At 65.2% G+C, this 26,302-nt stretch carries 31 protein-coding genes and 2 tRNA genes; 6 read left to right on the forward strand and 27 right to left on the reverse strand.

Annotation, left to right across the window (positions count from 1 at the left end; translation table 11 throughout):
- The first annotated feature begins 22 nt into the window (after positions 1-22).
- Positions 23-109: transfer RNA gene (locus tag MIN45_RS10950), tRNA-Leu, on the forward strand.
- Between the two features lie 74 nt (positions 110-183).
- On the opposite strand, the gene MIN45_RS10955 is transcribed toward MIN45_RS10950, so the two are convergent.
- The 6 genes from MIN45_RS10955 to rpsU all read right to left on the reverse strand — a co-directional run bounded on the left by MIN45_RS10955 (position 184) and on the right by rpsU (position 5,537).
- The gene (locus MIN45_RS10955; RefSeq protein ID WP_286292230.1) at positions 184-1,104 is read right to left on the reverse strand and encodes a bestrophin family protein; all 921 of its coding nucleotides are present in this window, start codon (positions 1,102-1,104) and stop codon (positions 184-186) included.
- Positions 1,105-1,192: 88 nt separating this feature from the next.
- Positions 1,193-1,269 (reverse strand) — tRNA-Ile (locus tag MIN45_RS10960).
- A 12-nt stretch (positions 1,270-1,281) separates the two neighbouring features.
- Positions 1,282-3,072 carry an RNA polymerase sigma factor RpoD gene (rpoD, locus tag MIN45_RS10965; RefSeq protein WP_286292232.1) on the reverse strand — a complete coding sequence of 597 codons (1,791 nt, stop codon included), beginning with the start codon at positions 3,070-3,072 and terminating at the stop codon, positions 1,282-1,284.
- A 74-nt stretch (positions 3,073-3,146) separates the two neighbouring features.
- Complete coding sequence (gene dnaG / locus MIN45_RS10970; protein WP_286292234.1) at positions 3,147-4,832, reverse strand: DNA primase; 1,686 nt, start codon at positions 4,830-4,832, stop codon at positions 3,147-3,149.
- Positions 4,833-4,857: 25 nt separating this feature from the next.
- The gene (locus MIN45_RS10975) at positions 4,858-5,304 is read right to left on the reverse strand and encodes a GatB/YqeY domain-containing protein (RefSeq protein ID WP_286292236.1); all 447 of its coding nucleotides are present in this window, start codon (positions 5,302-5,304) and stop codon (positions 4,858-4,860) included.
- A complete protein-coding gene (gene rpsU, locus MIN45_RS10980) occupies positions 5,304-5,537 on the reverse strand; it encodes a 30S ribosomal protein S21 (protein ID WP_286292237.1) in 234 nt (77 codons plus the stop codon). The genes MIN45_RS10975 and rpsU overlap by 1 nt, the downstream gene beginning before the upstream one ends.
- Positions 5,538-5,622: 85 nt before the next feature.
- Here rpsU and tsaD point away from each other — a divergent pair, with 85 nt between their 5' ends.
- Positions 5,623-6,642: a tRNA (adenosine(37)-N6)-threonylcarbamoyltransferase complex transferase subunit TsaD gene (tsaD, locus tag MIN45_RS10985; RefSeq protein ID WP_286292239.1), complete on the forward strand. Its 1,020-nt coding sequence runs from the start codon at positions 5,623-5,625 to the stop codon at positions 6,640-6,642.
- Here tsaD and plsY read toward each other — a convergent pair.
- Complete coding sequence (gene plsY / locus MIN45_RS10990; RefSeq protein WP_286292241.1) at positions 6,632-7,216, reverse strand: glycerol-3-phosphate 1-O-acyltransferase PlsY; 585 nt, start codon at positions 7,214-7,216, stop codon at positions 6,632-6,634. The genes tsaD and plsY overlap by 11 nt on opposite strands.
- Before the next feature lie 75 nt (positions 7,217-7,291).
- On the opposite strand from plsY, the gene folB reads away from it, so the two are divergent.
- Together folB and folK are read left to right on the forward strand one after the other, a co-directional pair.
- A complete protein-coding gene (folB, locus tag MIN45_RS10995; RefSeq protein ID WP_286292244.1) occupies positions 7,292-7,654 on the forward strand; it encodes a dihydroneopterin aldolase in 363 nt (120 codons plus the stop codon).
- A complete protein-coding gene (folK, locus tag MIN45_RS11000; protein ID WP_286292245.1) occupies positions 7,647-8,141 on the forward strand; it encodes a 2-amino-4-hydroxy-6-hydroxymethyldihydropteridine diphosphokinase in 495 nt (164 codons plus the stop codon). The genes folB and folK overlap by 8 nt, the downstream gene beginning before the upstream one ends.
- Here folK and MIN45_RS11005 read toward each other — a convergent pair.
- The 20 genes from MIN45_RS11005 to def all read right to left on the reverse strand — a co-directional run bounded on the left by MIN45_RS11005 (position 8,136) and on the right by def (position 23,997).
- The gene (locus MIN45_RS11005; RefSeq protein ID WP_286292246.1) at positions 8,136-8,861 is read right to left on the reverse strand and encodes a pteridine reductase; all 726 of its coding nucleotides are present in this window, start codon (positions 8,859-8,861) and stop codon (positions 8,136-8,138) included. The two genes, folK and MIN45_RS11005, sit on opposite strands and share 6 nt — an antisense overlap.
- Positions 8,854-9,666, reverse strand: coding sequence for a sulfite exporter TauE/SafE family protein (locus tag MIN45_RS11010; protein WP_286292247.1), 813 nt, complete (start codon positions 9,664-9,666; stop codon positions 8,854-8,856). The genes MIN45_RS11005 and MIN45_RS11010 overlap by 8 nt, the downstream gene beginning before the upstream one ends.
- Positions 9,663-10,082 (reverse strand): type II secretion system major pseudopilin GspG, encoded by a 420-nt coding sequence (gene gspG, locus MIN45_RS11015; RefSeq protein ID WP_286292248.1) that lies wholly within the window; start codon positions 10,080-10,082, stop codon positions 9,663-9,665. Before gspG ends, MIN45_RS11010 begins: the two co-directional genes overlap by 4 nt.
- Positions 10,083-10,099: 17 nt before the next feature.
- Complete coding sequence (tatC, locus tag MIN45_RS11020; protein ID WP_286292249.1) at positions 10,100-10,861, reverse strand: twin-arginine translocase subunit TatC; 762 nt, start codon at positions 10,859-10,861, stop codon at positions 10,100-10,102.
- Positions 10,845-11,141 (reverse strand): Sec-independent protein translocase protein TatB, encoded by a 297-nt coding sequence (tatB, locus tag MIN45_RS11025; protein ID WP_286292250.1) that lies wholly within the window; start codon positions 11,139-11,141, stop codon positions 10,845-10,847. Before tatB ends, tatC begins: the two co-directional genes overlap by 17 nt.
- A gap of 6 nt (positions 11,142-11,147) precedes the next feature.
- Complete coding sequence (gene tatA / locus MIN45_RS11030; protein WP_286292251.1) at positions 11,148-11,399, reverse strand: twin-arginine translocase TatA/TatE family subunit; 252 nt, start codon at positions 11,397-11,399, stop codon at positions 11,148-11,150.
- A gap of 8 nt (positions 11,400-11,407) precedes the next feature.
- The gene (locus MIN45_RS11035; RefSeq protein WP_286292252.1) at positions 11,408-11,731 is read right to left on the reverse strand and encodes a phosphoribosyl-ATP diphosphatase; all 324 of its coding nucleotides are present in this window, start codon (positions 11,729-11,731) and stop codon (positions 11,408-11,410) included.
- Complete coding sequence (gene hisI / locus MIN45_RS11040) at positions 11,721-12,107, reverse strand: phosphoribosyl-AMP cyclohydrolase (protein ID WP_286292253.1); 387 nt, start codon at positions 12,105-12,107, stop codon at positions 11,721-11,723. The genes MIN45_RS11035 and hisI overlap by 11 nt, the downstream gene beginning before the upstream one ends.
- Positions 12,104-12,862 carry an imidazole glycerol phosphate synthase subunit HisF gene (gene hisF, locus MIN45_RS11045; RefSeq protein WP_286292255.1) on the reverse strand — a complete coding sequence of 253 codons (759 nt, stop codon included), beginning with the start codon at positions 12,860-12,862 and terminating at the stop codon, positions 12,104-12,106. Before hisF ends, hisI begins: the two co-directional genes overlap by 4 nt.
- On the reverse strand, positions 12,862-13,593 hold the full coding sequence (gene hisA / locus MIN45_RS11050; protein WP_286292257.1) for a 1-(5-phosphoribosyl)-5-[(5-phosphoribosylamino)methylideneamino]imidazole-4-carboxamide isomerase: 732 nt from the start codon (positions 13,591-13,593) through the stop codon (positions 12,862-12,864). Before hisA ends, hisF begins: the two co-directional genes overlap by 1 nt.
- A 13-nt stretch (positions 13,594-13,606) precedes the next feature.
- Positions 13,607-14,245, reverse strand: a complete 639-nt coding sequence (hisH, locus tag MIN45_RS11055) for an imidazole glycerol phosphate synthase subunit HisH (protein ID WP_286292258.1) — start codon at positions 14,243-14,245, stop codon at positions 13,607-13,609.
- Positions 14,242-14,841 (reverse strand): imidazoleglycerol-phosphate dehydratase HisB, encoded by a 600-nt coding sequence (gene hisB, locus MIN45_RS11060; protein WP_286292259.1) that lies wholly within the window; start codon positions 14,839-14,841, stop codon positions 14,242-14,244. Before hisB ends, hisH begins: the two co-directional genes overlap by 4 nt.
- An 89-nt stretch (positions 14,842-14,930) precedes the next feature.
- Positions 14,931-16,748: a translational GTPase TypA gene (typA, locus tag MIN45_RS11065; RefSeq protein WP_286292260.1), complete on the reverse strand. Its 1,818-nt coding sequence runs from the start codon at positions 16,746-16,748 to the stop codon at positions 14,931-14,933.
- Between the two features lie 21 nt (positions 16,749-16,769).
- The gene (locus MIN45_RS11070) at positions 16,770-17,168 is read right to left on the reverse strand and encodes a rhodanese-like domain-containing protein (protein WP_286292262.1); all 399 of its coding nucleotides are present in this window, start codon (positions 17,166-17,168) and stop codon (positions 16,770-16,772) included.
- 22 nt (positions 17,169-17,190) lie between these two features.
- Positions 17,191-18,549 carry a sigma-54-dependent transcriptional regulator gene (locus tag MIN45_RS11075; RefSeq protein ID WP_286292265.1) on the reverse strand — a complete coding sequence of 453 codons (1,359 nt, stop codon included), beginning with the start codon at positions 18,547-18,549 and terminating at the stop codon, positions 17,191-17,193.
- Positions 18,542-20,716 carry a sensor histidine kinase gene (locus MIN45_RS11080; protein ID WP_286292268.1) on the reverse strand — a complete coding sequence of 725 codons (2,175 nt, stop codon included), beginning with the start codon at positions 20,714-20,716 and terminating at the stop codon, positions 18,542-18,544. The genes MIN45_RS11075 and MIN45_RS11080 overlap by 8 nt, the downstream gene beginning before the upstream one ends.
- Positions 20,713-21,258 carry a DUF4390 domain-containing protein gene (locus MIN45_RS11085; protein WP_286292271.1) on the reverse strand — a complete coding sequence of 182 codons (546 nt, stop codon included), beginning with the start codon at positions 21,256-21,258 and terminating at the stop codon, positions 20,713-20,715. The genes MIN45_RS11080 and MIN45_RS11085 overlap by 4 nt, the downstream gene beginning before the upstream one ends.
- Positions 21,249-22,547 carry a 16S rRNA (cytosine(967)-C(5))-methyltransferase RsmB gene (rsmB, locus tag MIN45_RS11090; protein WP_286292273.1) on the reverse strand — a complete coding sequence of 433 codons (1,299 nt, stop codon included), beginning with the start codon at positions 22,545-22,547 and terminating at the stop codon, positions 21,249-21,251. The genes MIN45_RS11085 and rsmB overlap by 10 nt, the downstream gene beginning before the upstream one ends.
- Complete coding sequence (fmt, locus tag MIN45_RS11095) at positions 22,544-23,467, reverse strand: methionyl-tRNA formyltransferase (RefSeq protein WP_286292276.1); 924 nt, start codon at positions 23,465-23,467, stop codon at positions 22,544-22,546. Before fmt ends, rsmB begins: the two co-directional genes overlap by 4 nt.
- A complete protein-coding gene (gene def / locus MIN45_RS11100; protein ID WP_286292278.1) occupies positions 23,467-23,997 on the reverse strand; it encodes a peptide deformylase in 531 nt (176 codons plus the stop codon). Before def ends, fmt begins: the two co-directional genes overlap by 1 nt.
- 100 nt (positions 23,998-24,097) lie before the next feature.
- Between def and MIN45_RS11105 the strand changes: the two genes are divergently transcribed.
- Complete coding sequence (locus MIN45_RS11105) at positions 24,098-25,192, forward strand: LysM peptidoglycan-binding domain-containing protein (protein ID WP_286292280.1); 1,095 nt, start codon at positions 24,098-24,100, stop codon at positions 25,190-25,192.
- Positions 25,189-26,286, forward strand: a complete 1,098-nt coding sequence (dprA, locus tag MIN45_RS11110; RefSeq protein ID WP_286292283.1) for a DNA-processing protein DprA — start codon at positions 25,189-25,191, stop codon at positions 26,284-26,286. The genes MIN45_RS11105 and dprA overlap by 4 nt, the downstream gene beginning before the upstream one ends.
- The last annotated feature ends 16 nt before the right edge of the window (positions 26,287-26,302 follow it).

Here is a 26,302-nt window from a genome sequence, read left to right on the forward strand (position 1 = left end):
AGCCGTATAATGGCAAAGCATTGCCGAGGTGGCGAAACTGGTAGACGCGCCAGACTCAAAATCTGGTGGTGGCAACACCGTGGGAGTTCGAGTCTCCCCCTCGGCACCACATCAATCTAGCAAAAAAGCTGCCATCGCGCTGTCTCCTCCCCACACCGGACGCAAGCCGCTCAACGGCCAAAATCACATCAGCACGCCCTTGCGGGGTTTGAGCGGCGGCGGCGCCTCCTCCCCGAGAAATTGCCGCAGATCGATTTCGATGGTACGGCACAGAGCGGTCATGGGCGTATCGTTTGGCTGGTTTTCGAAGGGATTCTTGAGTTCCCGTCCCAACCGTTCCATCGTCACCAGCACGTAGGACATGAAGGTCACCAGAACGACCTCCTTGACATCCCTGGAATCCAGGGATGCATCGAGCACGATGAAAGGTAGCGCGATGGCGAACAACCACACGAAAGCGAAGGTGAACTTTGCCACCCGATCGGGAAAGGAGGTGTTCTTGATGCGCTCGCAGCCTCCCTGAATGTCATACAGCGCCGACAGAGTACGGTCTAGCTGACAGAGCAGCAGACGATCGGGAACGGACTCGGTGAAGTGATGCCACAGCTGGCAGCTATGCAAACGGACGATCTGCGCTGGAATGTTTCCGACCCAACGCATCGCCTCCAGCTCGGTGCGGTCGAGATAGGGAACGATCTCCCGCCACCGTTCCGGAGCATCATCCCAACGGGGACCATGACGCAATGCGATTCTGAGAGCGTTTACGTAGGCGATCTGGCGTTGGATCAACTGCCGCCGGACCAGCGGATGCTCCACCCAGCTGGCCACCTGTCTGCCGAAGTCCCGGCTGGTATTGACCAACTGCCCCCACAGTTTACGCGCCTCCCACCAGCGTCCATAGGCCTCGTTGAGGCGGAACACCAGAAAGATCGAAATGGCGGTGACGAAAAAGCCGACATGATCGATCCCAAGAGGAAGAACCTGGTTATCGGTGAAACGGTTGTAGATCATCTCGGCCAGCAGTGTCACTCCCAGCAGGAACAGCAGGGACTTCCAGCCACTGGTCAGGAAACCGAAGAAATTGGTGCGCGTGCTGTGAATCATAACAGCTGCCGGTCAACCGTCACCGCCGGATTTGCATCAAACCGGAAAAAGGCCTGGCAGAAATTTCTGCCAGGCCTTTTTCGGTTCTTGGTGGGCCCTGTAGGACTCGAACCTACGACCAAGGGATTATGAGTCCCCTGCTCTAACCAACTGAGCTAAGGGCCCGAGTAACTCAAATCACTCCTCGAGGAAGCTGCGTAGCGTCTCCGAACGGGAGGGATGGCGCAGCTTGCGCAATGCCTTGGCCTCTATCTGGCGGATGCGCTCCCGGGTGACGTCGAACTGTTTGCCCACCTCCTCCAAGGTGTGATCGGTGTTCATATCGATACCGAAACGCATGCGCAGCACTTTGGCCTCGCGCGCGGTCAGGCTCGACAGCACGCTCTGCATCGCTTCCCGCAGACCTTCGATGGTAGCCGCCTCCACGGGCGAGAGGACCTTGGAGTCCTCGATGAAATCCCCCAGGTGCGAATCCTCGTCGTCACCGATGGGGGTTTCCATGGAAATCGGCTCCTTGGCGATCTTGAGCACCTTGCGGACCTTGTCCTCGGGCATCTCCATGCGCTCGGCCAGCTCCTCCGGCGTCGGCTCACGGCCCATTTCCTGAAGCATCTGGCGCGAGACTCGGTTGAGTTTGTTGATCGTCTCGATCATGTGCACCGGAATGCGAATGGTGCGGGCCTGATCGGCGATCGACCGGGTGATGGCCTGCCGGATCCACCAGGTGGCATAGGTCGAGAACTTGTAGCCACGACGGTACTCGAACTTGTCCACCGCTTTCATTAAACCAATGTTGCCTTCCTGGATCAAATCCAGGAACTGGAGGCCACGGTTGGTGTATTTCTTGGCGATGGAGATCACCAGGCGCAGGTTGGCCTCAATCATCTCTTTCTTGGCGCGGCGCGCCTTGGCCTCGCCGATGGAGACCCGGCGGTTGATGTCCTTGATCTGGCCGATACTGAGGAAATGTGCCTTCTCGATCGCCGCCAGCTTGCTCTGAGCCCGGCGAATCTCGTCGGCCTGCTCCCGCAGACGGGCCACGTAAGGCGCGTCCTTCCCGAGAAGCTCGTCCAGCCAATCAGGGTCGGCCTCGCGCCCGACGAAGGTGTCGATGAATTCCTTACGCGGCATCCCCGCCTGCCTGACACACAGATCGAGAATGAGCTTTTCCTGGGCCCGGATTTCCTCGACCACTTTGGCCAGAATCTCGGACATCTCCTTGAAGAACTGCGGCGTGCGGCGGAATTCCATGAAGATTTCCGCCAGCTCGTCGTAGGCCTTCTGGGTGCGCTTGTCCTCGTAACCGTACTGCTTGAGACACTTGCGCACCTTGGCGTAACGTTTCTTGAGCTGAGCCAGCTTGTCCCTGACTTCATCAAGATCGGGACCGGTATTTTCCGCCGCAGCGGCATCATCATCGTCCGAGGCCGCAGACGCCAGCGCCTCCTCGTCCGGTTCACTGAGATCGATGAAATCGGAAATCAGATCGGTGACCTTGCCGTCACCCTTGAGGACGTTTTCAAAGGATTCGATGAAGTATTCCATCACGGCGGGAAAGCGCGACAGCGCCTCTGCCACCTGATTCTGGCCCTCCTCGATCCGCTTGGCGATCTCCAGCTCTCCTTCGCGGGTGAGCAGCTCCACCGTCCCCATCTCGCGCATGTACATGCGCACGGGATCCGTGGTGCGACCGATGTCATCGTTGTTGGAAACCAGGGCAGCAACGACCTCCTCGACTTCCTCCTCGTCGCCCACGGCGGCTTCCGACAACATCTGGGCGTCGTCCGGAGCCTCCTCGAGCACGTTGATCCCCATGTCGTTGATCATGGCGATGATGTGCTCGACCTGTTCCGGGTCAACGATATCGCTGGGCAGGTGGTCGTTGACCTCCGCATAGGTGAGGTACCCTTGCGCCTTGCCTTTGGCGATGAGCTCTTTGATCCGGGACTGTTGCTGCTCTCGATTCATATATTCTTCAACCTTGATCGATGGGTCGTCTCGACGAAGAAAACGTTACATTATATTCTGTTCCCCGCAAAGATTCACAGCGATTCCTTGCTCAGGAGACGGCGCAACTCGGCCTTTTCTTCGTGTGTCAATTGGGTCTTGCAGCTCAGCTGCTCGATACGCCGGCGGCGAAAACGCTGCTGCAAGGCGGTGGCCGCTGCTTGCAATTCTCCTTCCGGGTTGGGCAATTGGCGATAGGCGGTATCTTCCCGCCAGACCTGGAAGCGTTCCCGATAGGCCCCCTCCAGCAGGGCGTTCAGACCCTCCTCGCCACGCTCGAACGCCGCCGCCAATACCGCCAGCCATTCACCGTGATGACCGCCGGCGGCGGCCTGGCGAAAATCCTGCGGCAATTGCGGCCACAGGGAGGGATGATGGACAAGCAACGCGGCGACCCGCTCGTCCAGGCTCGGTTGCGGCAGTTCCGCTCGCCGGCGCCTGGCCGATACAGTGGATTCGACGCGGGATTCACCGGCGAGTTCCGCCAGGCGGGCCTGCATCATACGCCGGAACGCCCCCGGCGGCAGACGCTTCAGCAGCGGTCCGGCCCGACGCGACAGCTCCGCCCGGTCCTCCAGTCGCGACAGTTCCAGGTCTTCGGTCAACCGGGCGAAGAAATATTCCGACAACGGCTGGGCCCCGGCCAGGCGGCGGCGGAACGCGTCCGCTCCCTCACGGCGCACCAGGGAGTCGGGATCCTCGCCTTCAGGCAGCCACAGGAAGGCAAGGCGGCGGCCTTCCTCCAGCAGCGGCAGCGCCGCCTCCAGGGCGCGCCAGGCGGCCTTGCGGCCGGCAGCATCGCCGTCGAAGCAGCAGACCAGCGAGGTGCTGTGGCGAAACAGCAGACGCAGATGTTCGGAAGTCACCGCCGTGCCCAGGGTCGCCACCGCGGTGTCGATGCCATGCTGGGCCAGGGCGACCACGTCCATGTATCCCTCCACCAACAAGATCCATTCCGGCCGGGCGTTGGCCTGGAGCAGCTCGTGCAGGCCGTAGACTTCCCGGCCCTTGTGGAACACGGGCGTTTCCGGCGAATTGAGGTACTTGGCTCCTTCGCCTTCCCGCAAGGCCCGGCCGCCGAAGCCGATCACCTGGCCGCGGCGGTTGCGGATGGGAAACATCAGCCGGTGGCGGAAACGGTCGTAGATCCCGCCGCGCTCCCGCTCGATGGCCAACCCCGCCTCCACCAGCAGGCGGGGATCGAAGCGGCGGCTTAAACTGTCCCAGGCATCGGGGGCGTATCCCAGACCGTAACGTTTCGCCACTTCGGCATCGACACCGCGCCGCTGGAGATAGTCCCTGACCGCCCGACCGCCTGGCGCCCGCAGGCGCTGCACATAGAAGCGCGCGGCCTGACGGTTGAGTTCCAGCAGCGCCTCCAGCTGCCGGCGGCGGGACGGATCCTCTTCCCCGTCTGTGCCTTCCCGTGGGACGGTAAGACCGTATTGCGCCGCCAGCGTCTCCACCGCCTCGGGAAAGCTGAGATGCTCGTAGGCCATCAGAAAACCGATGGCGGAGCCGGAGGCACCGCAGCCGAAGCAATAATAGAACTGCTTGTGGGGACTGACGCTGAAGCTGGGGGTTTTTTCGTCGTGGAAAGGACAACGGGCCACGTAGTTGCGACCCGTCTTCTTCAGGGGCACCCGGGCATTGATGACATCGACGATGTCCACCCGGGCCAGCAATTCGTCGATGAAGCTTTGTGGAATCCGCCCTGCCATCACGATGGCCGGAGGGCTGAAAGAATCACGAACTCAGGGCGGCCTTGACCTTGGCGCTCACCTGCGACATGTCCGCCCGTCCCTGGATCTGGGGCTTGAGCCAAGCCATGACCTTGCCCATGTCGCGCATGTCGCCGGCCCCGGTTTCCTCGATGGCCCGAGCGATGAGCGCGTCGATCTCAGCATCACTCAAGGCGGCGGGGAGATAGGACTGGATGATCGCCAATTCGGCTTCTTCTTTCCGAGCCAGGTCCTCACGGCCGGCGTCGCGGTACTGGGAAATGGACTCGCGCCGCTGTTTGGCCATCTTGTCGAGCACCTCGACGATCTGCGCGTCGCTGAGCGCGATGCGCTCGTCCACCTCGCGCTGCTTGATCGCCGCCATGATGAGCCGGATCGTCCCCAGGCGCGCCTTGTCACCGGCGCGCATGGCGGCTTTCATGTCTTCCTGGATACGGGCTTTGAGGCTCATCAGGCGATCGAGCGGCCTTTGCGCAGGTTTTCCAGGGCGTAGCGCTCACGGGACAGGCGCTTGAGGTGGCGTTTGATGGCCGCGGCCTGTTTGCGCTTGCGGGCCTCGGTGGGCTTCTCGTAGTATTCACGGCGGCGCACTTCCGAAAGCACACCGGCCTTCTCACAGGCGCGCTTGAAACGGCGCAGGGCGATATCGAACGGTTCGTTCTCTTTCACGCGAATGGCAGGCATCGATTCTCCTTTGCTGTCAGGTTGACACGGTCGTTTAGGATAAACGTTGAATTATACTCGTAAAATTTCATCGACAGAAGCGAATATGCACGTTCTCGGCATCGAAACCTCCTGCGATGAGACCGGGGTCGCCGTCTACGACGCCCATCGCGGTCTCCTCGCCCACCGCCTCCACAGCCAGGTGGCGCTGCACGCCCCTTACGGCGGCATCGTCCCGGAACTGGCCTCGCGCGACCATATCCGCCGCCTGACGCCGCTCATCCGCGCCGTCCTGGACGATGCCGGGCTGACGCCGGAACAACTCGACGGCATCGCCTACACCGCCGGTCCCGGCCTGATCGGGGCGTTGCTGGTGGGCGCCTCGGTAGGTCACAGCCTGGCCTGGAGCCTCGGCCGGCCGGTGGTCGCAGTCCACCACATGGAGGGTCACCTGCTCGCACCGCTGCTGGAAAACCCGGCACTGGCCCCGCCCTTCCTGGCCCTGCTGATCTCCGGCGGCCACACCCTGCTGGTGGAAGTCCTCGAACTTGGGCGCTACCGCATTCTGGGCGAGTCCATCGACGACGCCGTCGGCGAGGCCTTCGACAAGGTCGCCAAAATGCTGGGGCTGGGCTACCCCGGCGGCCCGGCCCTGGAAAAGCTGGCGCGGGCGGGCGATCCTACGCGCTTCCGCTTTCCCCGCCCCATGACCGAGCGCCCGGGCCTGGATTTCAGCTTCAGCGGCCTCAAGACCTTCGTCATGAACACCCTGGCCAAGACCGCCGGCACGGAACAGGACAAGGCCGACATCGCCCGCGCCTTCCAGGAGGCGGTCGCCGACACCCTGGCGATCAAATGCCGCCGGGCCCTGCGGCAGACAGGAGCCAAAACCCTGGTGGCAGCCGGCGGCGTCTGCGCCAATCAGGCCATCCGCCACCGCCTGCAGGCGGTGGTCGAAACGGAAGGCGCCCGCCTGTTTCTGCCGCAGCCGGAATTCTGCACCGACAACGGCGCCATGATCGCTTTCGCCGGGTGTCTGCGCCTTCAGGCCGGCCAGCGCGAGGGCATGGCGATCCAGGCCCGGGCCCGCTGGTCGCTGGAGGCGCTGGCGCCGATCAGGTCCTGATCTTGTCCTCCTCGCCCCGCAGCAGCCGGCGGATGTTTTCCCGGTGGCGCCAGAACAGCAGCCCCGCCATCACCGCCACCACGGCGACCGTCCTGACATCGCCCACCAGCCAGTAGACGTAGAACGGCGACAGCGCGGCGGCGGTCAGTGCCGACAGGGAGGAAATCCGGCTGATCCTGGCCACCGCCAGCCAGGTGGCCGCCAGCAGCAACCCTACCCCCCAGTGGAGACCGGTGAGCACTCCCAGCGCGGTCGCCACGCCTTTGCCGCCCTGAAAACCGAAAAACAGCGGGTACAGATGCCCCAGGAAAGCCGCCAGGCCGGTGGCCGCCACCACGCTCTGATCGGCCCCGGCCCAGCGGGCCAGCAGGACGGGAATCAGACCCTTGAGCACGTCCCCCAACAGGGTCACGGCGGCGGCCTGTTTGTTGCCGACCCGCAGCACGTTGGTGGCCCCCGGGTTGTGGGAACCGGTGGTCCTGGGATCGGGCAGCCCCCAGAGCTTACAGACGATCACCGCGCTCGACACCGAACCGAGCAGATACCCCAGCAAAACCCAAGCCCATTGCCACACCTTGCCATCCCCCGTATCTCTGTGTCACTCTGTTGGCCGTGCCTCCCTGGAAACAACGCCCGAACAGAACAAAAAATGGACATTATATTTCTGAGCGGCCTCGAGATCGAGACGATCATCGGCATCTACGAATGGGAACGGGAAATCCGCCAGACCGTGATCCTCGACCTGGAAATGGCCACCGACATCCGCAAGGCGGCGGAAACCGACGACATCCAGTACACGGTGGATTACAAGGCGGTGGCCAAACGGCTGATCCACTTCGTGGAGAACAGCGACTTCTACTTGGTGGAGACCCTGGCGGAAAAGATCACCGAGATCGTCCTGAGCGAATTCGACATTCCCTGGGTCAGACTGCGCCTCAACAAGAAAGGCGCCATCCGCGGCGCCAGCGACGTGGGCATCCTCATCGAACGGGGCCGCAAACCCGATGCCTAGGGTCTTTGTCAGCGTCGGCAGCAACTTGGATCGGGAACGCCACATCCCGGAAGCCCTGAAGGAACTGGAGACCGAGTTCGGCCCCCTGATCGTCTCCAGCATCTACGAAAGCGAGGCGGAGGGTTTTGAGGGGCCGCCGTTTCACAACCTGGTGGCAGCTTTCGACACCGACCTGTCCATGGATCAGGTGCAACAGATCCTGAAGCGGATCGAACACGAGCACGGCCGCGGCGAACGGGACCGCAAGTTCACCTCCCGCACCCTGGATCTGGACCTGATTCTCTACGGCGACGAGATCGTCCGGGATCCTGACAGCGGGAAAATCCTCGTTCCCCGCGATGACATCCTCCAATATGCCTTCGTCCTGGAACCGTTGGCGGAAATCGCCCCGGATCTGCGCCATCCCCTGACGGGCAAGACCTATCGTCAGCTGTGGGCCGAATTCGACCGCAGCCGGGTCAGGCAGCGCCGACTGCCGCGCTCATAGACTGCGCCCACCGTCCACCGCCAGCACCTGGCCGGTGACGTAATCGGCTTCGCACACCAGATAGCGCACCGCTTTGGCGATATCCGCAGACTGCCCCATGCGGGCCAGGGGGATCGCCGCCAGCACCGCCTGCTTTTCCGCTTCGCCGAGCGGCCCTTCCGGCCACAGGATCGCCCCGGGGGCCACGGCGTTGACCCGAACGTGGGGCCCCATCTCCAGCGCCAGCGCCCGGGTCAGGGCTACCAGACCGGCCTTGGCGATGCTGTAGACGGGATAGCCTTTGCGGGGACGCAAACCATAGATGTCCGCCAGATTGACGATACAGCCCCGGCGGCGCCGCAATTCGGCAAACGCCGCCTGGGCGAGAAAGAACGGGGCCTTGAGATTGCTGGCGGCCAGCTCCTCCCACTGGGCCTCGGTCACGCTTCCCAAAGGGGTGGGATAGAAAGCCGAAGCGTTGTTGACCAACACGTCGAGCCGATCCCGAAATCCCAACGTCTCCGCCATCAGAGCGTCGATGGCGTTGACCGAAGCAAGATCGGCATGGATCAGCCGCACGGAATCCGGCCGCCGCGCCTCCAGCCGCGCCCGCAGCGCCAGGGCGTCAGCCTCGGAACGGCGGAAATGGACGACCACATCGAAACCTTCCCGGTGGAGACAATCGGCGATGGCGGCGCCGATCCGCCGGGCACCGCCAGTCACCAGGGCGACCTTAGCCACGAAGGAGAATCCGCAAAGCGATCAGTGCCAGAATCACTGCGAACAGGCGCTTGAGGGTCTGTGCCGGCACCTGATGGGCCAGTCTCGCCCCCACCGGGGCGGTCAGAATGCTGGTGGCGACGATGCCGAGAAACGCCGGCAGATAGACATAGCCCAGGCTCCCCGGCGGCAAGCCCGGCGCATCCCACCCCAGCACCCCGTAACTGGCGGTGCCGGCGGCCGCCAACGGCAGACCGGCGGCGCTGGAGACCGCCACCGCGGTCCGCATCGGCAATGCCCAGCGCACCAGCAACGGCACGGTCAGCGTGCCGCCGCCGATTCCTAGCATCGCCGCCGCCATGCCGATGACGCTGCCGGCCCCGGCCAGCCACGAAGCACGGGGAGGTTCGGCCCCCGGCCGCGGCTGCCAGCGCCAGGTCATTTGCAACGCCACCAGCAGCAGATAAAGGGCGAAGGTCGTCTCCAGCCAGGTCCCCGGCAACCGGTCGGCCACCCAGGCACCCAGGATCGCCCCCACCACGATGCCGGGAATCAGCGCCCGGGCCACCGCCCAGTCCAGCGATCCCAAGCGGTGATGGGCCAAAACCGATGACAGGCCGGTCACCACGATGGTGGCCAGGGAAGTGGCCACCGCGGTCACGGCGATGATTTCCGGCGGAAAGCCCTGCCAGGCGAACAGCCACAGCAGCACCGGCACCAGGATCACCCCACCACCGAGGCCGAACAGCCCCGCCAGCAGCCCGGCCACGGCACCGGCGATCACATAAAGCGGCACATAGAGAACGAGCGCATCCACACGGCTCACCAGTTTCCGATGTCGGCGTTCTCCCCTTCCCCGCCTTCGGCGTTGTCGGCGCCCAGGGAATAGAGATCGTAATCGACGCCGCCGCGGCGGGGGGGGATCTCGTAGTGGAAGGGATTGCCCCAGCCGTCGACCGGGATCTTGTTCTTGCGCAGATAAGGCCCGTTCCAATTGGGCAGCCCCTCCGGCTGTTTGATCAGCGCTTCCAGCCCCTCTTCCTGGGTGGGATAACGGCCGTTGTCGAGGCGGAAGGCGTCGAGGGCGGTGGCCAGCATTTCGATCTGGGACTGGGTGGTCTTGATCTGCCCTTTCCCCAGGGCGTTCATGACCCGGGGGGCGACGAACGCCGCCAGCATCCCCAGGATGGCCAGGACGATCAGCAATTCGATCAGGGTAAAGCCGGTGTGTTTCGTTTTCATGGTACGGTTTCTCGGTTTCAGGTGGTTTGACGGGATTCGGCCGCCCGGGCGAAGGGGCGGGAGAAAAGCAAGCCCAGTTCGTACAGCAGCCACATGGGCAGGGCCAGCAGGGTCTGGGAGATCACGTCCGGCGGGGTCAGCAGCATGCCGATGACGAAGGCGGCGACGATGACGTAGGGCCGCGCCCGCGCCAGCTTTTCCCGAGTGGTGAGGCCGCTCCACACCAGGACGATGGTGACGATGGGCACCTGAAAGGCCACCCCGAAGGCGAAAAACAGGGTCAGGACGAAATCCAGATAACGGGCGATGTCGGTCATCACCGCCACCCCTTCCGGCGCCGTGGCGGTCATGAACTGGAACACCAGCGGCAACACCACGAAATAGGCAAACGCCGCCCCGGCGTAGAACAGCACGGTGCTGAAAAACAGCAGCGGCAGCAGCAGGCGCTTCTCGTGGCGGTACAGGCCGGGGGCGATGAAGGCCCAGACCTGATACAGCGTGAACGGCAGCGTGAGGAAGATCGCCACCACCAGCGCCAGCTTGAAGGGGGTCAGAAACGGTGAGGCCACGTCGATGGCGATCATGGTGCTGGATTCAGGCAGGTGCCTGAGCAGCGGGCCGGCCAGATAAGTGTAGATGCGGTCGGCGAAGGGCGCCAGCCCCGCAAACGCCAGCAGCACCACGGCAATGCTTTTGAGCAGCCGGCTGCGCAGTTCGATCAGGTGCTCGATGAAGGGCATCTCCCGGTCGCCGGAACCGGGCTCAGGCGGTGCGGTCATTCTCCCCCGCGGCTTTGGGAGGCTCCGGTGCCAACGGCCGGCGCAGTTCGTGTTCCAGGGATTTCAGTTCCTCCATGGGCACCTGGTTACGCAGCACGGCCTTGGTTTCCTCCAGGGCCAGCTCGCGCTCGACCTCGGCCCGCACCGTGGCGGCCACGTTGCGGGCCCGCCGCACCCAGTAGGCAGTGGTGCGGATCGCCCCCGGCAGGCGCTCGGGACCGAGCACCAGCAGGGCGATGAGGCCGACCAGGGTCAGTTCCCAGAAGCCGATGTCGAACATGGCCGGTTACAGCTCTTCCCGTTCCGGTTTGGTGGGTCTGTCTTCTTGGACCGTGGCTTTCGCTTCGGGTTCGGTGCGCGCAGCGGCCAGTTTTTCCTTCGGGGCCGTCTCCTCCGCCGCCTCCTCGCCGTGCAGGGCCTGCTTGAAGCCACGGATCGCTCCGCCCAGATCGGAACCCAGATTGCGCAGTTTGCGGGTGCCGAACAACAACAGCACGATCACCAGCACGATCAACAGTTGCCAGATACTGATTCCCATCGCTCACCTCATTGGTTTTGCCGTGCGGCCTTTTCCTCCAGGCCGGAAAGCCCGAAGCGCCGCGCCAGTTCCGCCAGCACATCCTCCGGACCCAGCCCCTGATGGGCCAGGAGCACCAGGGTATGGAACCACAGATCGGCGGTTTCATAAATCAATTGTTCCCGCTCACCGCCTTTGGCGGCGATGACCGTCTCGGTAGCCTCCTCGCCCACCTTTTTCAGAATCGCATCCAATCCCTTGGCATAGAGCGATGCGACGTAGGAACTTTGCGGATCGGCCTGCTTGCGGGCCTCCAGCACCGCCGCCAGGCGTTGCAACACGTCATCGGCCATAGATGTCCTCCGGTGCCTTGATCACGGGCGCCGCCGTAACCCAGCCGCCGTCTTCCAGGCGGCGGTAGAAACAGCTGCGGCGTCCAGTATGGCAGGCGATGCCGCCCATCTGCTCGACTTTGAGCAGGATGGCGTCACCGTCGCAGTCGAGGCGGAGTTCACGCACCTTCTGCACGTGGCCGGACGTCTCGCCCTTGCGCCACAGCCGGTTCCGGGAACGCGACCAGTACACCGCCACCCCTTCGGCCGCGGTGGCCGCCAACGCCTCGCGGTTCATCCACGCCAGCATCAGCACCTCCCCGCTGGCGGCGTCCTGGGCGATGGCCGGCACCAGGCCGTCGGCGTTCCATTTGACCTGATCGAGCCAGGCGTTCACAGGCGCACCTCGATGCCGCGGGCCGCCAGGTATTCCTTGGCTTCGCGGATGCTGTACTCGCCGAAGTGAAAGATGCTGGCGGCCAGCACCGCATCGGCCCTGCCTTCCAGGATGCCTTCGGCCAGGTGCTCCAGATTGCCGACCCCGCCGGAGGCGATCACCGGAATCCCCACCCGCTCGCTCACCGCCCGGGTCAGGGGGATGTCGAAGCCTTCCTTGGTGCCGTCGCGGTCCATGCTGGTGAGCAGGATCTCCCCCGCGCCCAGAGATTCCATCTTCCCGGCCCACGCGACCGCGTCGATGCCGGTAGGCTTGCGGCCGCCGTGGGTGAAGATCTCCCAGTGATCGCCGACACGCTTGGCGTCGATGGCGACCACGATGCACTGGGAGCCGAAGCGGCGGGCGGCCCGGCGAACGAATTCAGGGTCGAACACCGCCGCGGTGTTGATGGCCACCTTGTCGGCCCCGGCGTTGAGCAGGCGGCGGATGTCGTCGAGGCTGCGGATGCCGCCGCCCACCGTCAGGGGGATGAAGACGCAACCGGCCACCGCCTCCACCACGTGGACCATGGTCTCCCGCCCCTCGTGGCTGGCGGTGATGTCGAGGAAGGTCAGCTCGTCGGCCCCCTCGGCATCATAGCGGCGGGCGATCTCTACTGGGTCGCCGGCATCGCGGATGTCCACGAACTTCACCCCCTTGACCACGCGCCCGGCATCAACGTCAAGGCAGGGGATGATGCGCTTGGCCAGCCCCATCAATACTGCTCCGCCAGCCTGGCCGCTGCGGCGAAGTCCAGGGTGCCCTCGTAGATGGCCCGGCCGGTGATGGCCCCCATGACGCCCCTGTCGGCCACTTCCCCCAGGGCGCGGATGTCGTCGAGGCTGCGGATGCCGCCGGAGGCGATCACCGGAATGTGAATGGCCTCGGCCAGTCTGGCGGTCGCTTCTACGTTGACCCCTTCGAGCATGCCGTCGCGGCTGATGTCGGTGTAGATGATCGCCTCCACCCCCTCGCTCTCGAACTGCTGGGCCAGCTCGATGACGTTGTGGCGCGACAACTTGGACCAGCCGTCGATGGCGGCCTTGTCGCCCTTGGCGTCGAGGCCGACGATGATGTGGCCGGGAAACTCCATCGCCGCATCCTCGACGAAGTGAGGCTCGGTCACTGCCTTGGTGCCGATGATGACGTAGCGGACCCCGGCATCCAGATAGACCTGGATGGTGTCCTCGTCCCGGATGCCGCCGCCCACCTGAACGTCGATATCGGGAAAGGCCTCGACGATGGCCCGGATCACGTCGGCGTTCTTCGGCCGGCCGGCGAACGCCCCGTCCAGGTCCACCAGATGCAGGCGCTTGGCGCCTTGGTCCACCCAGCGGCTCGCCATCGCCACCGGATCGTCGGAAAACACGGTGTCGTCCTCCATCCGGCCCTGGCGCAGGCGGACGCATTTACCCTCTTTCAGATCGATTGCGGGGATCAGCAACATGGTTCATCCACTCTCAGGGTGTCCAACGAAGAAAATTCTGCAGTAGTCTGAGACCTGCCCACTGACTCTTTTCCGGATGGAACTGGACCGCGAACAGGTTGTCCCGCGCCAGGGCGCAGGCGAAGGGATCGGGATAACGGCAAACCGCGGCGACGTCTTCGTCGCGCGCCGGCTTGGCATAATAGCTGTGCACGAAATAGAAACGGGTGCCCGCCTCGATGCCCTCCCACAACGGATGGGACCGCGTCGGCCACACCTGGTTCCAGCCCATGTGGGGAATCTTCAGCGGCAAGCCGCGTTCGTCGCGCAGGTCGGCGAGGAAACGCATCACCCGTCCCGGCAGCAGGCCGAGACAGCGCACCCGGCCGCCTTCCTCGCTTTTTTCCAGCAGGGCCTGCAACCCCAGACAAATCCCCAGTAAAGGCCGGTCGGCCGCCACCCGGCGGATGACCTCGTCCAGCCCCAGGCGCTGCAGGGCCGCCATGCAGTCGGCGATGGCGCCGACGCCGGGGAACACCACCCGCTCGGCGGCCAGAATCACCTCGGGTTCGGCGCTGACCACCACCTCGACGTCCTCCCCCGCGTGCTGCAGGGCCTTGGCGATGGAGTGGAGATTGCCCATGCCGTAGTCGATGACCGCCACCTGTCTCATACCAGCGTCCCCTTGGTGGAAGGCACTTCAAAAGCGCGACGTTCATCGACGCTCAACGCCATGCGCAACGCCCGGCCGAAGGCCTTGAACACGGTCTCGGCGATGTGGTGGGCATTGCGGCCGCGCAGGTTGTCGATATGCAGCGTCACCTGGGCATGGTTGACGAACCCTTGGAAAAATTCCCGCAGCAGATCGACGTCGAACTGGCCGATCATGGCGCGGGGAAAGTCCACTTCGTAGACCAGACCGGGACGGCCGGAGAAATCCACCACCACCCGCGACAGCGCCTCGTCCAGCGGCACGTAGGCATGGCCGTAGCGGCAGATGCCTTTCTTGTCCCCAACCGCCTCGGCGAAGGCCATCCCCAAGCTGATACCGATGTCCTCCACGGTGTGATGGGCGTCGATGTGGAGATCGCCCTCGGCTTCCACTTCCAGGTCGATGACGCCGTGGCGGGCCACCTGGTCGAGCATGTGGTCGAGGAAGGGAACGCCGGTTTCGAACCTGCCCTGGCCGCTGCCGTCGAGATCGACATGGACGCGGACCCGGGTTTCCAGCGTGCTGCGCTGCACCGCAGCCTGACGGGAGGGTTTCATGAACCTATCAGCTCCATATTGACAGGGGGCTTATCATACCCTGCCCATCGGCCGGGGCCAATTCACTCCCGGCCGTGTCGGGACGCTTTTTACCCCGCCGCCCGCAACATGCGCTTGCGCTCGTGCTCCTTGAGCCACTTCTTGCGCAGGCGGATCGCCTGGGGGGTCACTTCCACCAGCTCGTCCTCGTCGATGAATTCCAGCGCCTGCTCCAGGCTGAAACGCAACGGCGGGGTCAGCAGCAGGTTCTCGTCGCTGCCGGCGGCGCGGATGTTGGTGAGCTGCTTGGCCTTGGTGGGGTTGACCACCAGGTCGTTGCTGCGGGCGTGAATGCCGACGATCATGCCCTCGTACACCTCGTCGCCGTGACCGATGAACAGGCGGCCGCGCTCCTGCAGGTTGAACAGGGCGTAGGCCAGCGCCTTGCCGGCGCAGTTGGAGATCAGCACGCCGTTGATGCGGCGGCCGATGTCGCCGGGCTTGATGGGGCCGTAGTGATCGAAGACGTGGTAGAACAGCCCGCTGCCGGAGGTCGCCGACAAAAATTCGGTCTGGAAGCCGATCAGGCCGCGCGAGGGAATCAGATATTCGAGCCGTACCCGCCCCTGACCGTCGGCGGCCATGTCGGTCAGCTCTCCCTTGCGCTCGCCCAGATTCTCCATCACCGCCCCCTGGTGTTCCTCGTCCACCTCGATGGTGACCCGCTCGTAGGGCTCGCACACTTTGCCGTCGATTTCCTTGAGGATCACCTCGGGACGGGAAACCGCCAGCTCGTATCCCTCGCGGCGCATGGTCTCGATCAGGATCGACAGATGCAGGGCGCCGCGCCCGGAAACCCGGAACTTGTCCGGATCCTCGGTTTCCTCCACCCGCAGGGCGACGTTGTGCTGCAATTCCTTCAGCAGCCGTCCGCGGATGTGGCGCGAGGTCAGGAACTTGCCCTCGCGCCCGGCGAAGGGCGAGGTGTTGACCTGGAAGGTCATGCTGACGGTGGGCTCGTCCACGGTCAAAGGCGGCAACGCCTCGGGACGGTCAGGATCGCAGACGGTGTCGGAGATGTTGAGCGACTCGATGCCACAGAAGGCGACGATGTCGCCGGCAACCGCCGCTTCCACCTCGATCCGCTCCAGACCATGGAAACCGTAGATCTTGGCGATCCTGCCGCTGCGGGTCTTTCCTTCGCGGTCCACCACGGTGACGGTCTGGTTGCGCGCCAGCCGCCCGCGCTGGATACGGCCGATGCCGATCACGCCCACGTAACTGTCGTAATCCAGGCTGGAAACCTGCAGCTGCAGCGGCCCGTCCACTTCCACCGGGGGCGGCGGCACCTGCGCGACGATGGTTTCGAAGAGCGGTCTCATGTCGCCTTCGCACACCTCCGCCTCCAGTGCGGCGTAACCCTTGAGGGCGGAGGCGTAGATCACCGGGAAGTCGAGCTGCTCGTCGCTGGCGCCGAGGCGGTCGAAGAGATCGAAAGTCTGGTCCAGCACCCAGTCGGGGCGGGCGCCGGGCCGGTCGATCTTGTTGATGACCACGATGGGCTTGAGCCCCCGCGCCAGGGCCTTCTGGGTCACGAAGCGGGTCTGAGGCATAGGCCCTTCCACCGCGTCCACCAGCAGCAGCACCGAATCGACCATCGACAGCACCCGCTCCACCTCGCCGCCGAAGTCGGCGTGACCTGGGGTATCGACGATGTTGATGCGGTAGCCGTTCCAGCGGATGGCGGTGTTCTTGGCCAGAATGGTGATGCCGCGCTCGCGTTCGAGCTCGTTGGAATCCATCACCCGTTCGGCGACCTGAGCGTGCTCGGCGAAGGTCCCCGACTGCTGCAGCAGCTTGTCCACCAGGGTGGTCTTGCCGTGGTCGACGTGGGCGATGATGGCGATGTTGCGAATGTTTTGGATCACACGGTCTCCCAATGTATTGGATCAGTTTTGCTCCCACGGCAGGCCGTGGAAACGCCAGCCGCCGAGGGTACTGCGGTGTTTGTTGTCGTCCAGCGGCCCCTCGAAACCCTCGTCGATGTTGACCAGGGTCCGGTAGCCTTCGGCGGCCATCAGTCTGGCCGCTTCCAGGGAACGGTGACCGCTGCGGCACAGGAACAGGATGGGGGTGGACGGATCGGGGACGATCTCTTTGACCGACTGCACGAAATGGGGATTGGGCTGCATCGGCAGGCCGTCCTTCAGGGGTACCAGCACCGCGCCGACCGGGCGGCCGACGAACAGATGCTCGCAGGTGGTGCGCACGTCGATCAGCACCGCGTCGGGGTGCTCCTGCATGAACTGCCAGGCGGCAGGGGGCTTGAGATTCAGAATCTCGCTCATGATGCTTTCTCCTTCGGAATATTCATCCGCGTTTGTCCTTGAACTTGATTCCCAGGGAATGGAGCTTGCGGTACAGGTGGGTGCGCTCCATGCCAATGGCCTGGGACAGGCGTGCCACGCTGCCGCCGTGCTTTTCCAGATGATACTCGAGATAGGCTTTCTCGAAGCGTTCGCGCGCCTCTTTCAACGGCAAGTCGTAGAATTCCGGCGCGTCGCTGGCCTCCCGGGTGACGATCTCGCCCAGGGCGGTCTTGACCTCGTCCAGCTCCACCTCCTCGCCGCTGCCGAGGATCAGCAGGCGGTGGACCAGGTTCTTGAGCTCGCGCACGTTGCCGGGCCAGGCGTAGTTGCGCAGGAAGTTCTGCACCGCCACCGGAAAACGGCGGAAGGCCAGTTTCTCCCGAGTGACGAAACGGTCAACGTAAAAGTTGAGCAATTCCGGCACGTCCTCGCTGTGCTGACGCAGGGGCGGGAGAGTCAGCACCACCTCGTTGAGCAGGTAATACAGATCCTTGCGGAAGCGGCCGGCCTTGACCTCGTCTTCCAGATTGCGCCGGGTCGAGGCCACCACCCGCACGTCCACCTGAACCTGCTCGCTGCCACCGACCCTAAGGAAGGTCTTGGATTCCAGGGCGCTGACCAGACGCAATTGGGTTTCCGGGTCCATGTCCCCCACCTCGTCGAGGAACAGAATGCCGCCGTGGGCCTGTTCCAGCAGCCCCCGGTGGACGGCGCCGCCCTCCTCCTTGCCGAAGAACTCCACCGCGGAAAACTCCGGCGCGATGGTGCCGACGCCGACCGCCACGAACGGTCCTTCGCGGCGCAGGCTGTGGTGGTGCAGATAGCGGGCGAAGGTCTCCTTTCCGGTGCCCGGCTCCCCCACCAGCAGCACCCGGGTGTCGTACTGGGCCAGGCGCTTGACCTGATCGCGCAGCTGGGTCATCACCGCGCTTTTCCCCACCGGCTCGACGTATTCGGTTTCCGCCGGGGAAGCCGGCTGGCGACGGCTGCGGGCCGATTCCAGCGCCCGTTCCACGGTGGCCAGGATCTTGCCCATCGACAGGGGCTTCTCCAGATAGTCGAAGGCCCCCAGGCGGGTGGCCTCCACCGCCGTCTCCACCGTGCCGTGTCCCGACATCATCACCACCGGGCCGGGGTTGTCATCCGCCTCCATCCATTCCTTGAGGAGGGTGACACCGTCCACGTCCGGCATCCAGATGTCGAGCAGCACCAGGTCCGGGCGCACCTCGCGCCATTGCCTGCGGGCCTCGGCACCGTTGGCGGCGGTCACCACCTGGTAGCCCTCGTCTTCCAGGATGTCCTGCAGCAGTTGGCAGATGTCCGGTTCGTCGTCGACGACGAGAATGGTCGTGTCATGCATGGCTGTGTTCCTGGTTCGCCGTAGCGATCGGCAGTCTTATGATGAATCTGGCCCCCTCGCGCCAGGCCGGATCGAGCTGGATCGAGCCGCCGTGTTCCTCGATGATCTTGCGCACGATCGCCAGCCCCAGCCCCGTTCCCTTGGACTTGGTGGTCACGTAGGGATCGAAGATCTGCCGGGCGCGCTGCGGCTCGATGCCCGGGCCGTCGTCGCACACCCACCATTCCAGCCAGGGCTGTCCCTGGGATTCGGTCATGCGGGCCCCGATCTCCACATGGACCGGCGGCTGGCCGGCTTCCAGGGCGTTCTTGATCAAATTGTGGAGCACCTGGCGCAAACGCAACGGGTCGGCCTGCAATACCGGCAGCTCCGGCGGCAGATCCACGTCGATTTCGACGCCGGCGGTCGGGGGATACAGGGTCACCACCTCGTCTATCAGTATACCCAGATCCACCGGTTGGCGTTTGAGCTTCGGCAGCCGGGCATATTCGGAGAAGGCGTTGACCATATCCTTGAGCGCCTCCACCTGTTGGACGATGGTGCGGGTCGAACGTTCGAGCACCTGCCCGCCACGTTCGTCCACCTGGGGACCGAGCTTGTGCTGCAGGCGTTCGGCGGCCAGCTGGATCGGCGTCAGGGGGTTTTTGATCTCGTGGGCCAACCGCCGGGCCATCTCGCTCCAGGCGGCGTGTTTCTGCGCCTGCACCAGAGTGGTGATGTCGTCGAACACCAGCACCGCCCCCAGGCGACGGCCGTCGGCGCCGAGCAGGCAGCTACCGCGGCACAGCAACACCTTCTGCCCGTGCCCGGCATCGAGATGGATCTCCTCCTGCCAGACCCCGTCCCGCTCCAGCAGGTGATCGCGGATGCGCCTGACCAGATCCTTCAGCGCCGGATTGGCTTCCCCCAGGGCCCGAAGGGGCTGACCGCGGACGGCCTGAAAGTCGATGCCGAGGATGGCTTGTGCCGCCTGGTTGGCGGTGTTGAGGCGGGTCTGCTCGTTGAGGGTCAGCACTCCGGAGGACAGATGCCCCAGCACCGTCTCCAGATAGGCGCGCTGGTCCTCGACTTCACGGCGCGAGCGCTCCGCCTCGTCGCGGGCGCGGGCCAGGTGGGCGGTCATGGTGTTGAAGGAGCTGACCAGAAAGCCCATGTCGTCCTTCTGCAGGATCGGCAAACGTTTGTCCAGGTTGCCTTGGGCCACCGCCCGGGTCCCCTGGACCAGCATCTTCACTGGCGCGACGATGCGGCGGATGCTCAGGAAAGCCGCCCAGATCGCCGCCAGCATGCTCAGCGACAGGATCAAAGCCAGGGTCAGGGAAAAGCTGAACTTGAGCGACTGGCGCAGATAGACCATCTGCTGATAGTGGGCATAGGCCTGCTCCACGGTGTGCGCCAGCCGGTTGAGGCGCGCCGGCAACGGGTAGAGGGCCTGGAGGAAATAGGGCGCGTCCAGCTCGACCGGCACCAGCACCCGGATCTGCAGCAGCGAGGTGGCGTTGCGGTCCACCACCGGCCCCGGCGCCGGGTCCAGCCCCACATAGCCGGAACGGCGCGCCAGCGTCAGCAGGGAGATGTCCGGCAGGCTCGGCAGGATCAGATCGGCGCTACCGCTGCTGACGGCGACGATGCGCCCCTGGCGGGTCAACAGGGTCAGTTCCGCCGCATCGCTGCGGGACCGCAGGCGATCCAGTTCGATGACCCGCACGTCCTCCGGCACCTGCGCCAACGCCTCGCCCAGGTGCTGGGTGCGTTCGAGCAGGGTGCGCATGCGCTGTTTCAGGGCCGCCTTGCTCAGTTCGAGGGAACTGTCCATGGCGCGGTCGATCTCCACGTCGAACCAGCTGTCGATACTGCGGTGGAGGAACTGGAACGAGTAGTAGAACACGATGGTGGCCGGGGTCAGGGCCAGGAACACGAACAGCAACACCATCCTGAGCGCCAGCCGCGAACCAGCCGCCCGCTTGCGGAACTGGCGCACCAGCCACCAGAGGTTGGCCGCCACCAGCCCCAGCAGCAATAGACTGCCGACGACGTTGATGAGCAGCAGCCACGAATACCAGCGGTTGAGTTCGGAAGCCGCCTGGGTGGCCGAGCTCATCAAATGCAGGGGCACCAGGATGATGGCGAACAACACCAGCACCCCGAGGCTTAAGGGAATCCTCATCCGTCGAGCGGCCATCGGTAACGCTTGGAACGCAGGAACCAGTCGGGAGAGAAATAGGCCTGGGGACGCAGCGCCCAGGGAAGCCGTTCGATGTTCAGCCGCACCCGCACGGTGGCGTAACCGCGGCGGGGAAACCGGGGCTGCGGTGGCGGCAGCGCGATGGCCTCCAGCCGCCCCAGCGCCGCCAGGGCGGCATCGAGGCGGGGAAAACTGCGCTGGAACCGGTGGGTTTCATCCACCACCCGGTAAACCTGAGCCAGCGGATAATATTGCAGCCGGAAGTCCAGCGCCCGGCACCACAGGGTTTCGTCCCAGAGGCCGCGGCGGGGCCTGTGGATGCAGGCATCGACGGTCAGCACCAGGGGAACCCCGTGACGCAAGGCGTCGATCAGGGCGGGGCTGAAGCGGTAGTCGATGACGGCGCTCAACAGCGTCAGCTCCCCTTCACGCGCCAGACTGGCCTGGCGAATGCGGAAACCGTAGTCCCCGGCCGACGTCACCGACAGCGTCCACAGCCCCAGGAGCAGTCCGATCAGGCGCATCGTTCCAGGCAGGCGTAATAGAAACCGTCCATTTCCCGTTCCCCCGGCAGGATCTGGCGGCCGGGGCCGCTTTCCCGGCCCCAGTCGGCTTCGAGGGGGATGACCCGGGCATCCTCCCGGGCGGAGAGGAAGGCGGCCAGCTGGCCGGCGTTTTCCTCGGGCAGGATCGAGCAGGTGGCGTAAACCAGGCGGCCACCCGCTCGCAGCAGGGGCCAGCACGCCGCCAGCATCTCCGCCTGGGTGCACGCCAGCGCGGCGATGTCCGCATCCCGGCGCAGCAACTTGATGTCCGGATGGCGGCGGATCACGCCGGTGGCGGAACAGGGGGCGTCGATGAGAATGCGGTCGAAGGGGCGGCCGCCCCACCAGTCCCGGGGGCGGCGGGCATCGCCGCAAACCAGGGTCACCGGGGTGTCGAAGCGTCCGCGTCGGAGGTTCTCCCGAACCTTTTCCAGGCGTTCGGCCACGGCATCGACGGCGACCAGCTCCGCCAGGCCGGGACAGATCTCGAGCATATGCGCGCTTTTGCCGCCGGGTGCGGCGCACAGGTCGAGCACCCGCTGCCCGGGGCGCAGATCCAGCAGCGAGGCGGCCAGTTGGGCGGCGGCGTCCTGTACCGAAACCCACCCTTCCGCGAACCCCGGCAGGGCTTCCACCGGCACCGGCCGGGAAAGGACCAGGGCCGACGGCACGCCGGGCACGGGCCGCGCATCCAGACCCGCCTGTGCCAGCTGCCGCCGGTAGGCATCCGGCTCGATGCGCTGCAGATTGACCCGCAGGGTCATCGGCGCCTGGCGGTTGTTGGCCTGGAGGATGCCCAAGACCTCTTCCGGCCAAGCCGCCTCGATCCGCCGCCGCAGCCAGGCCGGATGGCTGTAGGCCGCTTCGTAATCGGCGTCGGCGGCCGTCTCCAATTCGTCACGGCGGCGCAGATAATTGCGCAGCACGGCGTTGAGCAACGACCGGGCCCAGGCCTTGCGGCGGCCGGCGGCGGCCACGGTTTCGGCCACAGCCGCATGGGGCTTGACCGCCATGTGGCCCAGCTGGGCCAGTCCCACCAGCGCCAAGGCCCGGATCCGGCGGTCTTTCAGCGGCTTGGCGAGCAGCTGGCAGAGAATGAAGTCGAGGCGGTGATACCAGCGCACCGTGGTATAGCACGCCGCCTGTACCCAGGCGCGATCACGCCCGGCCAGATCCTGCGGCACGATCGCCACCAGCGCTTCGTCCAGCGCCTGGCCTTCCTCGACCCGACGCACCACATCGGCCGCAAGGCGGCGCAGACGGCTCACTCGAGATGCAACCCCTGGCACGGGTGGGCATTGACGAAAGCGGCGGCAGGCAGAGGACGGCCGCCGGGAAGCTGCACCTCCAGCAGCCGTAGGCGCCCTTCCCCACACGCCACCTCCAGCCCCTTGCGGGCGAGGACGACGGTGCCCGGCTCGGCCCCGGCGGGCAGGTCCAAGGGTTCCGCCTGCCAGACGCGCAGCACCTGATCCTGGAACCGGGTCCAGGCTACCGGCCAGGGATTGAAAGCCCGCACCGCCCGGTCCAGCTCCCAGGCCGAACGCCGCCAGTCCAGACGGGCCTCCTCCTTGGTGATCTTGGCCGCATACGTGGCTCCGGCTTCGTTCTGCGGTTCCGCCTCGATTCGGCCGGTGGCCAGCGCCGGCAGGACTTCCCGCAACGCCTCGGCCCCCAGGCCGGCCAAGCGGTCGTGCAATTGCCCGGCGGTTTCCCGCGGGCCGATGGGGGTGGCCTTCTTCAACAGCATCGGCCCGGCATCCAGGGCCTCGACCACCTGCATGATAGTGACGCCGGTTTCCCGGTCGCCGGCGAGGATGGCGCGCTGGATCGGCGCCGCACCGCGCCAGCGCGGCAGCAGGGAGGCATGGACGTTGATGGCCTCCAGGGTGGGGATCTCCAGCATTTCCCCCGGCAGGATCAGGCCATAGGCGGCCACCACCAGCAGGTCCGGCTTGAGACGGGTGAAATCCTCGATGGCCTTCGGATCGCGCAAGGTCCGGGGCTGGTGCACCGGGAGCCGGTGCCGCAGGGCCAGTTCCTTGACCGGGCTGGGACGCAGCCGGCGCCCCCGCCCGGCAGGGCGGTCCGGCTGGGTGTAGACGGCGACGACTTCGTGCCCCGAAGCCAGCAAAGCCTCGAGGCTGGGGACGGCGAACTGCGGCGTGCCGGCGAAGACGATACGCATCAGACGGCGGCGGCCGCCGGGGTTTTCTCGCGGCTCTGGCGTTTGGCCTTGATCAGTTTCTTGCGGATGCGCTGGCGCTTGAGGGGGGAGAGATAATCGACGAACAACTTGCCGTCCAGGTGGTCGATCTCGTGTTGGATGCACACCGCCAGCAAACCGTCGGCCTCCAGTTCGAAGGGATTTCCCTCGCGGTCGAGGGCCTTCACCTTGATGCGCTCGGCGCGGTGTACCTTCTCGAAGATTCCCGGCACCGACAGGCAGCCTTCCTCCTGCTCACAGGCCCCATCGCGTTCGAGGATCTCCGGATTGATGAGGCACAGGGGCCGATCCTTGTCCTCAGAGACGTCGATGACGATCACCCGCTTGTGCACGTTCACCTGGGTCGCCGCCAGGCCCACGCCGGGCGCCGCATACATGGTTTCGAACATGTCGTCCACCAGACGACGGATCCTGTCGTCCACCGCCGCCACGGGCGTCGCCTTCTTGCGCAGGCGCTCGTCGGGAAATTCCAGAATCTCCAAGCGGGCCATGATTTGAATCCTCACACTACTGTTTGCCTGGCATTCTAGCCGAATTGATCTAGACTTTGAACGACGCCCTTGGAGTCGTTCCTGAATACGGACCGCAACCATGAACCAAAGTTTCTTCGCCCGCACAGGAGGGATCGCCGTCATGCACCGCCTTCGCCGTTTCTGTCTCGTCCTCGTGCTCGGCTGCTGCATCGCCGCCATCCAGGCCGCCGAGGTGCCACTGGCGGCCGATCATCCGCAGCGCTACACCGTCGTCAAGGGCGACACCCTATGGGACATCGCCGCCCGGTTTCTGAAAAACCCCTGGGACTGGCCCAAGATCTGGAAGGCCAATCCCCGGATCAAAAATCCGCACTGGATCTATCCCGGCGACGTCCTGGTGCTGCAATTCGACAACGGCCGTCCCTATCTGACCCTGCAGCGGGAAAACCCGCCGCCCGGCGTGGAGAAGCTGGCACCGACCATCCGCGAACGTCCTGTTACCCAGGCGATCCCGACCATCCCTTACGAGGCGGTGCGCCAGTTCCTCACCACCCCCAAGGTGGTCAGCCGGCAGGAGCTGGAAACCGCACCTTACATCATCAGCCTGGCGGACAACCGCCTCATCGGCGGCAGCGGTGACACCCTATACGTCCGCCGCTTCCCGGAAAACGCCACCGAGGACAGTTACACCGTATTCCGCCCCGACGATGCCATCCGCGATCCGGAAACCAAGGAAGTCCTCGGCTACAACGCCCTCTACGTCGCCGACAGCCACCTGCGGCAGCGCGGCGATCCGGCCGTGCTGGAGGTGGACCGCAGCGTCCGCGAGATCCTGGTGGGCGACCGGCTGCTGCCGGTGGGCACCGAGCAGCTGGCGCTGGACTACTATCCGCAGCCGGCCCCGAAATCGGTGCGCGGCCACATCGTCAAGGTGCTCGACGGCGTTTCCCAGATCGGTCAGTACGCGCTGGTCGTCATCGACCGCGGCACGCGCGACGGCCTGCAGAAAGGCCATGTCTTGAAGGTCTGGCGCCACGGGGTCAGGGTGCTGGACAATCTGGACCGCCGTTCGCCGGAATGGGTCACGCTGCCGGACGAGGAAGAGGGCTGGGTGATGATCTTCCGTCCCTTCGAACGGGTCAGCTACGGCATCGTCATGAAGGCGATGCGGGCCATTCACATCGGCGATCTGGTCACCGCCCCGGACGCTTGAACCAAGACGACCTGCACTGCTGGCTTGCCCTGGCCCAGACCCCGGGTCTGGGCGGGCAACGCATCACCGCCCTGCTGCACCACTTCTCCTCCCCGGCGGCGGTCTTCGGGCAGCCCGCCGCCGTCCTGCGGGAACTGGGCCTGCCCCACGCCACCGTCGACGCCCTCTTATCTCCCCGCTGGGAACAGGTCGAACGCAGCCTGCAGTGGGGACAGCAGCCCGACTGTCACATCCTACCGTTGCCGGACCCGCGTTACCCGCCGCAGCTGAGGACCATTCCCTCCCCGCCGCCGGTGCTGTTCGTGTGCGGCGATCCGGCACTGCTGCAACGGCCCCAGATCGCCATCGTCGGCAGCCGCCATCCCACTCCCGGCGGTCGCCGGAACGCCGAATCCTTCGCCGCCGAACTGGCGGCCCTAGGTCTGGTGGTCACCAGCGGGCTGGCCCTAGGCATCGACGCCGCCGCCCATCGCGGGGCCCTGCACGGCGGCGCCACCGTCGCCGTCATCGGCACCGGGCCCGACCGCGTCTATCCCGCCCGCCACAAGCAGTTGGCAGGTGAGATTGCCAGCGGCGGGGCGATCGTGTCAGAATTCCCGCCCGGCACGCCGGTGCGGGCCCAGCATTTTCCCCGGCGCAACCGGGTGATGGCCGGTCTCGCCCTCGGCACCCTGGTGGTGGAGGCGGCCCGCCACAGCGGTTCCCTGATCACCGCCCGCTATGCCCTGGAACAGGACCGCGAGGTGCTGGCGGTCCCCGGCGACATTCACAATCCCCAGGCCAAGGGCTGCAACGCGCTGATCCGCGACGGCGCCCACCTGGTGGAAACCGTGGAGGACATCGTCACCGCCCTCGGCCTGCTTGCCACATCCCCACCGATCGCCGACAATCCCCCTGCGGTGACGCCCGGCGATGAACTTAGTGACGATTATCGGGACTTATTGGCTAAAATCGATTACGCTCCCACGTCAGTGGACCAATTGGTGGAACGCACCGGCATGACGCCGGAGGATCTGGCCTCGATGCTGCTGATCCTCGAACTGGAAGGTCACATCGCCGCAGCCGCAGGCGGGTGTTATCAACGGATTCGTTAATCGGCCCACGGCCCAG

Source organism: Methylomarinovum tepidoasis (assembly GCF_030294985.1).
Lineage (GTDB): Bacteria > Pseudomonadota > Gammaproteobacteria > Methylococcales > Methylothermaceae > Methylohalobius > Methylohalobius tepidoasis.

Bases quoted from the DNA above. Each gene is read 5' to 3' on its own strand.
- MIN45_RS10955 (WP_286292230.1), bottom strand. From the start codon at position 1,104: ATGATTCACAGCACGCGCACCAATTTCTTCGGTTTCCTGACCAGTGGC.
- rpoD (WP_286292232.1), bottom strand. From the start codon at position 3,072: ATGAATCGAGAGCAGCAACAGTCCCGGATCAAAGAGCTCATCGCCAAA.
- dnaG (WP_286292234.1), bottom strand. From the start codon at position 4,832: ATGGCAGGGCGGATTCCACAAAGCTTCATCGACGAATTGCTGGCCCGG.
- MIN45_RS10975 (WP_286292236.1), bottom strand. From the start codon at position 5,304: ATGAGCCTCAAAGCCCGTATCCAGGAAGACATGAAAGCCGCCATGCGC.
- rpsU (WP_286292237.1), bottom strand. From the start codon at position 5,537: ATGCCTGCCATTCGCGTGAAAGAGAACGAACCGTTCGATATCGCCCTG.
- tsaD (WP_286292239.1), top strand. From the start codon at position 5,623: ATGCACGTTCTCGGCATCGAAACCTCCTGCGATGAGACCGGGGTCGCC.
- folB (WP_286292244.1), top strand. From the start codon at position 7,292: ATGGACATTATATTTCTGAGCGGCCTCGAGATCGAGACGATCATCGGC.
- folK (WP_286292245.1), top strand. From the start codon at position 7,647: ATGCCTAGGGTCTTTGTCAGCGTCGGCAGCAACTTGGATCGGGAACGC.
- gspG (WP_286292248.1), bottom strand. From the start codon at position 10,082: ATGAAAACGAAACACACCGGCTTTACCCTGATCGAATTGCTGATCGTC.
- tatC (WP_286292249.1), bottom strand. From the start codon at position 10,861: ATGACCGCACCGCCTGAGCCCGGTTCCGGCGACCGGGAGATGCCCTTC.
- tatB (WP_286292250.1), bottom strand. From the start codon at position 11,141: ATGTTCGACATCGGCTTCTGGGAACTGACCCTGGTCGGCCTCATCGCC.
- tatA (WP_286292251.1), bottom strand. From the start codon at position 11,399: ATGGGAATCAGTATCTGGCAACTGTTGATCGTGCTGGTGATCGTGCTG.
- MIN45_RS11035 (WP_286292252.1), bottom strand. From the start codon at position 11,731: ATGGCCGATGACGTGTTGCAACGCCTGGCGGCGGTGCTGGAGGCCCGC.
- hisF (WP_286292255.1), bottom strand. From the start codon at position 12,862: ATGGGGCTGGCCAAGCGCATCATCCCCTGCCTTGACGTTGATGCCGGG.
- hisA (WP_286292257.1), bottom strand. From the start codon at position 13,593: ATGTTGCTGATCCCCGCAATCGATCTGAAAGAGGGTAAATGCGTCCGC.
- hisH (WP_286292258.1), bottom strand. From the start codon at position 14,245: ATGAGACAGGTGGCGGTCATCGACTACGGCATGGGCAATCTCCACTCC.
- hisB (WP_286292259.1), bottom strand. From the start codon at position 14,841: ATGAAACCCTCCCGTCAGGCTGCGGTGCAGCGCAGCACGCTGGAAACC.
- MIN45_RS11070 (WP_286292262.1), bottom strand. From the start codon at position 17,168: ATGAGCGAGATTCTGAATCTCAAGCCCCCTGCCGCCTGGCAGTTCATG.
- MIN45_RS11075 (WP_286292265.1), bottom strand. From the start codon at position 18,549: ATGCATGACACGACCATTCTCGTCGTCGACGACGAACCGGACATCTGC.
- MIN45_RS11080 (WP_286292268.1), bottom strand. From the start codon at position 20,716: ATGAGGATTCCCTTAAGCCTCGGGGTGCTGGTGTTGTTCGCCATCATC.
- MIN45_RS11085 (WP_286292271.1), bottom strand. From the start codon at position 21,258: ATGCGCCTGATCGGACTGCTCCTGGGGCTGTGGACGCTGTCGGTGACG.
- fmt (WP_286292276.1), bottom strand. From the start codon at position 23,467: ATGCGTATCGTCTTCGCCGGCACGCCGCAGTTCGCCGTCCCCAGCCTC.
- def (WP_286292278.1), bottom strand. From the start codon at position 23,997: ATGGCCCGCTTGGAGATTCTGGAATTTCCCGACGAGCGCCTGCGCAAG.
- MIN45_RS11105 (WP_286292280.1), top strand. From the start codon at position 24,098: ATGAACCAAAGTTTCTTCGCCCGCACAGGAGGGATCGCCGTCATGCAC.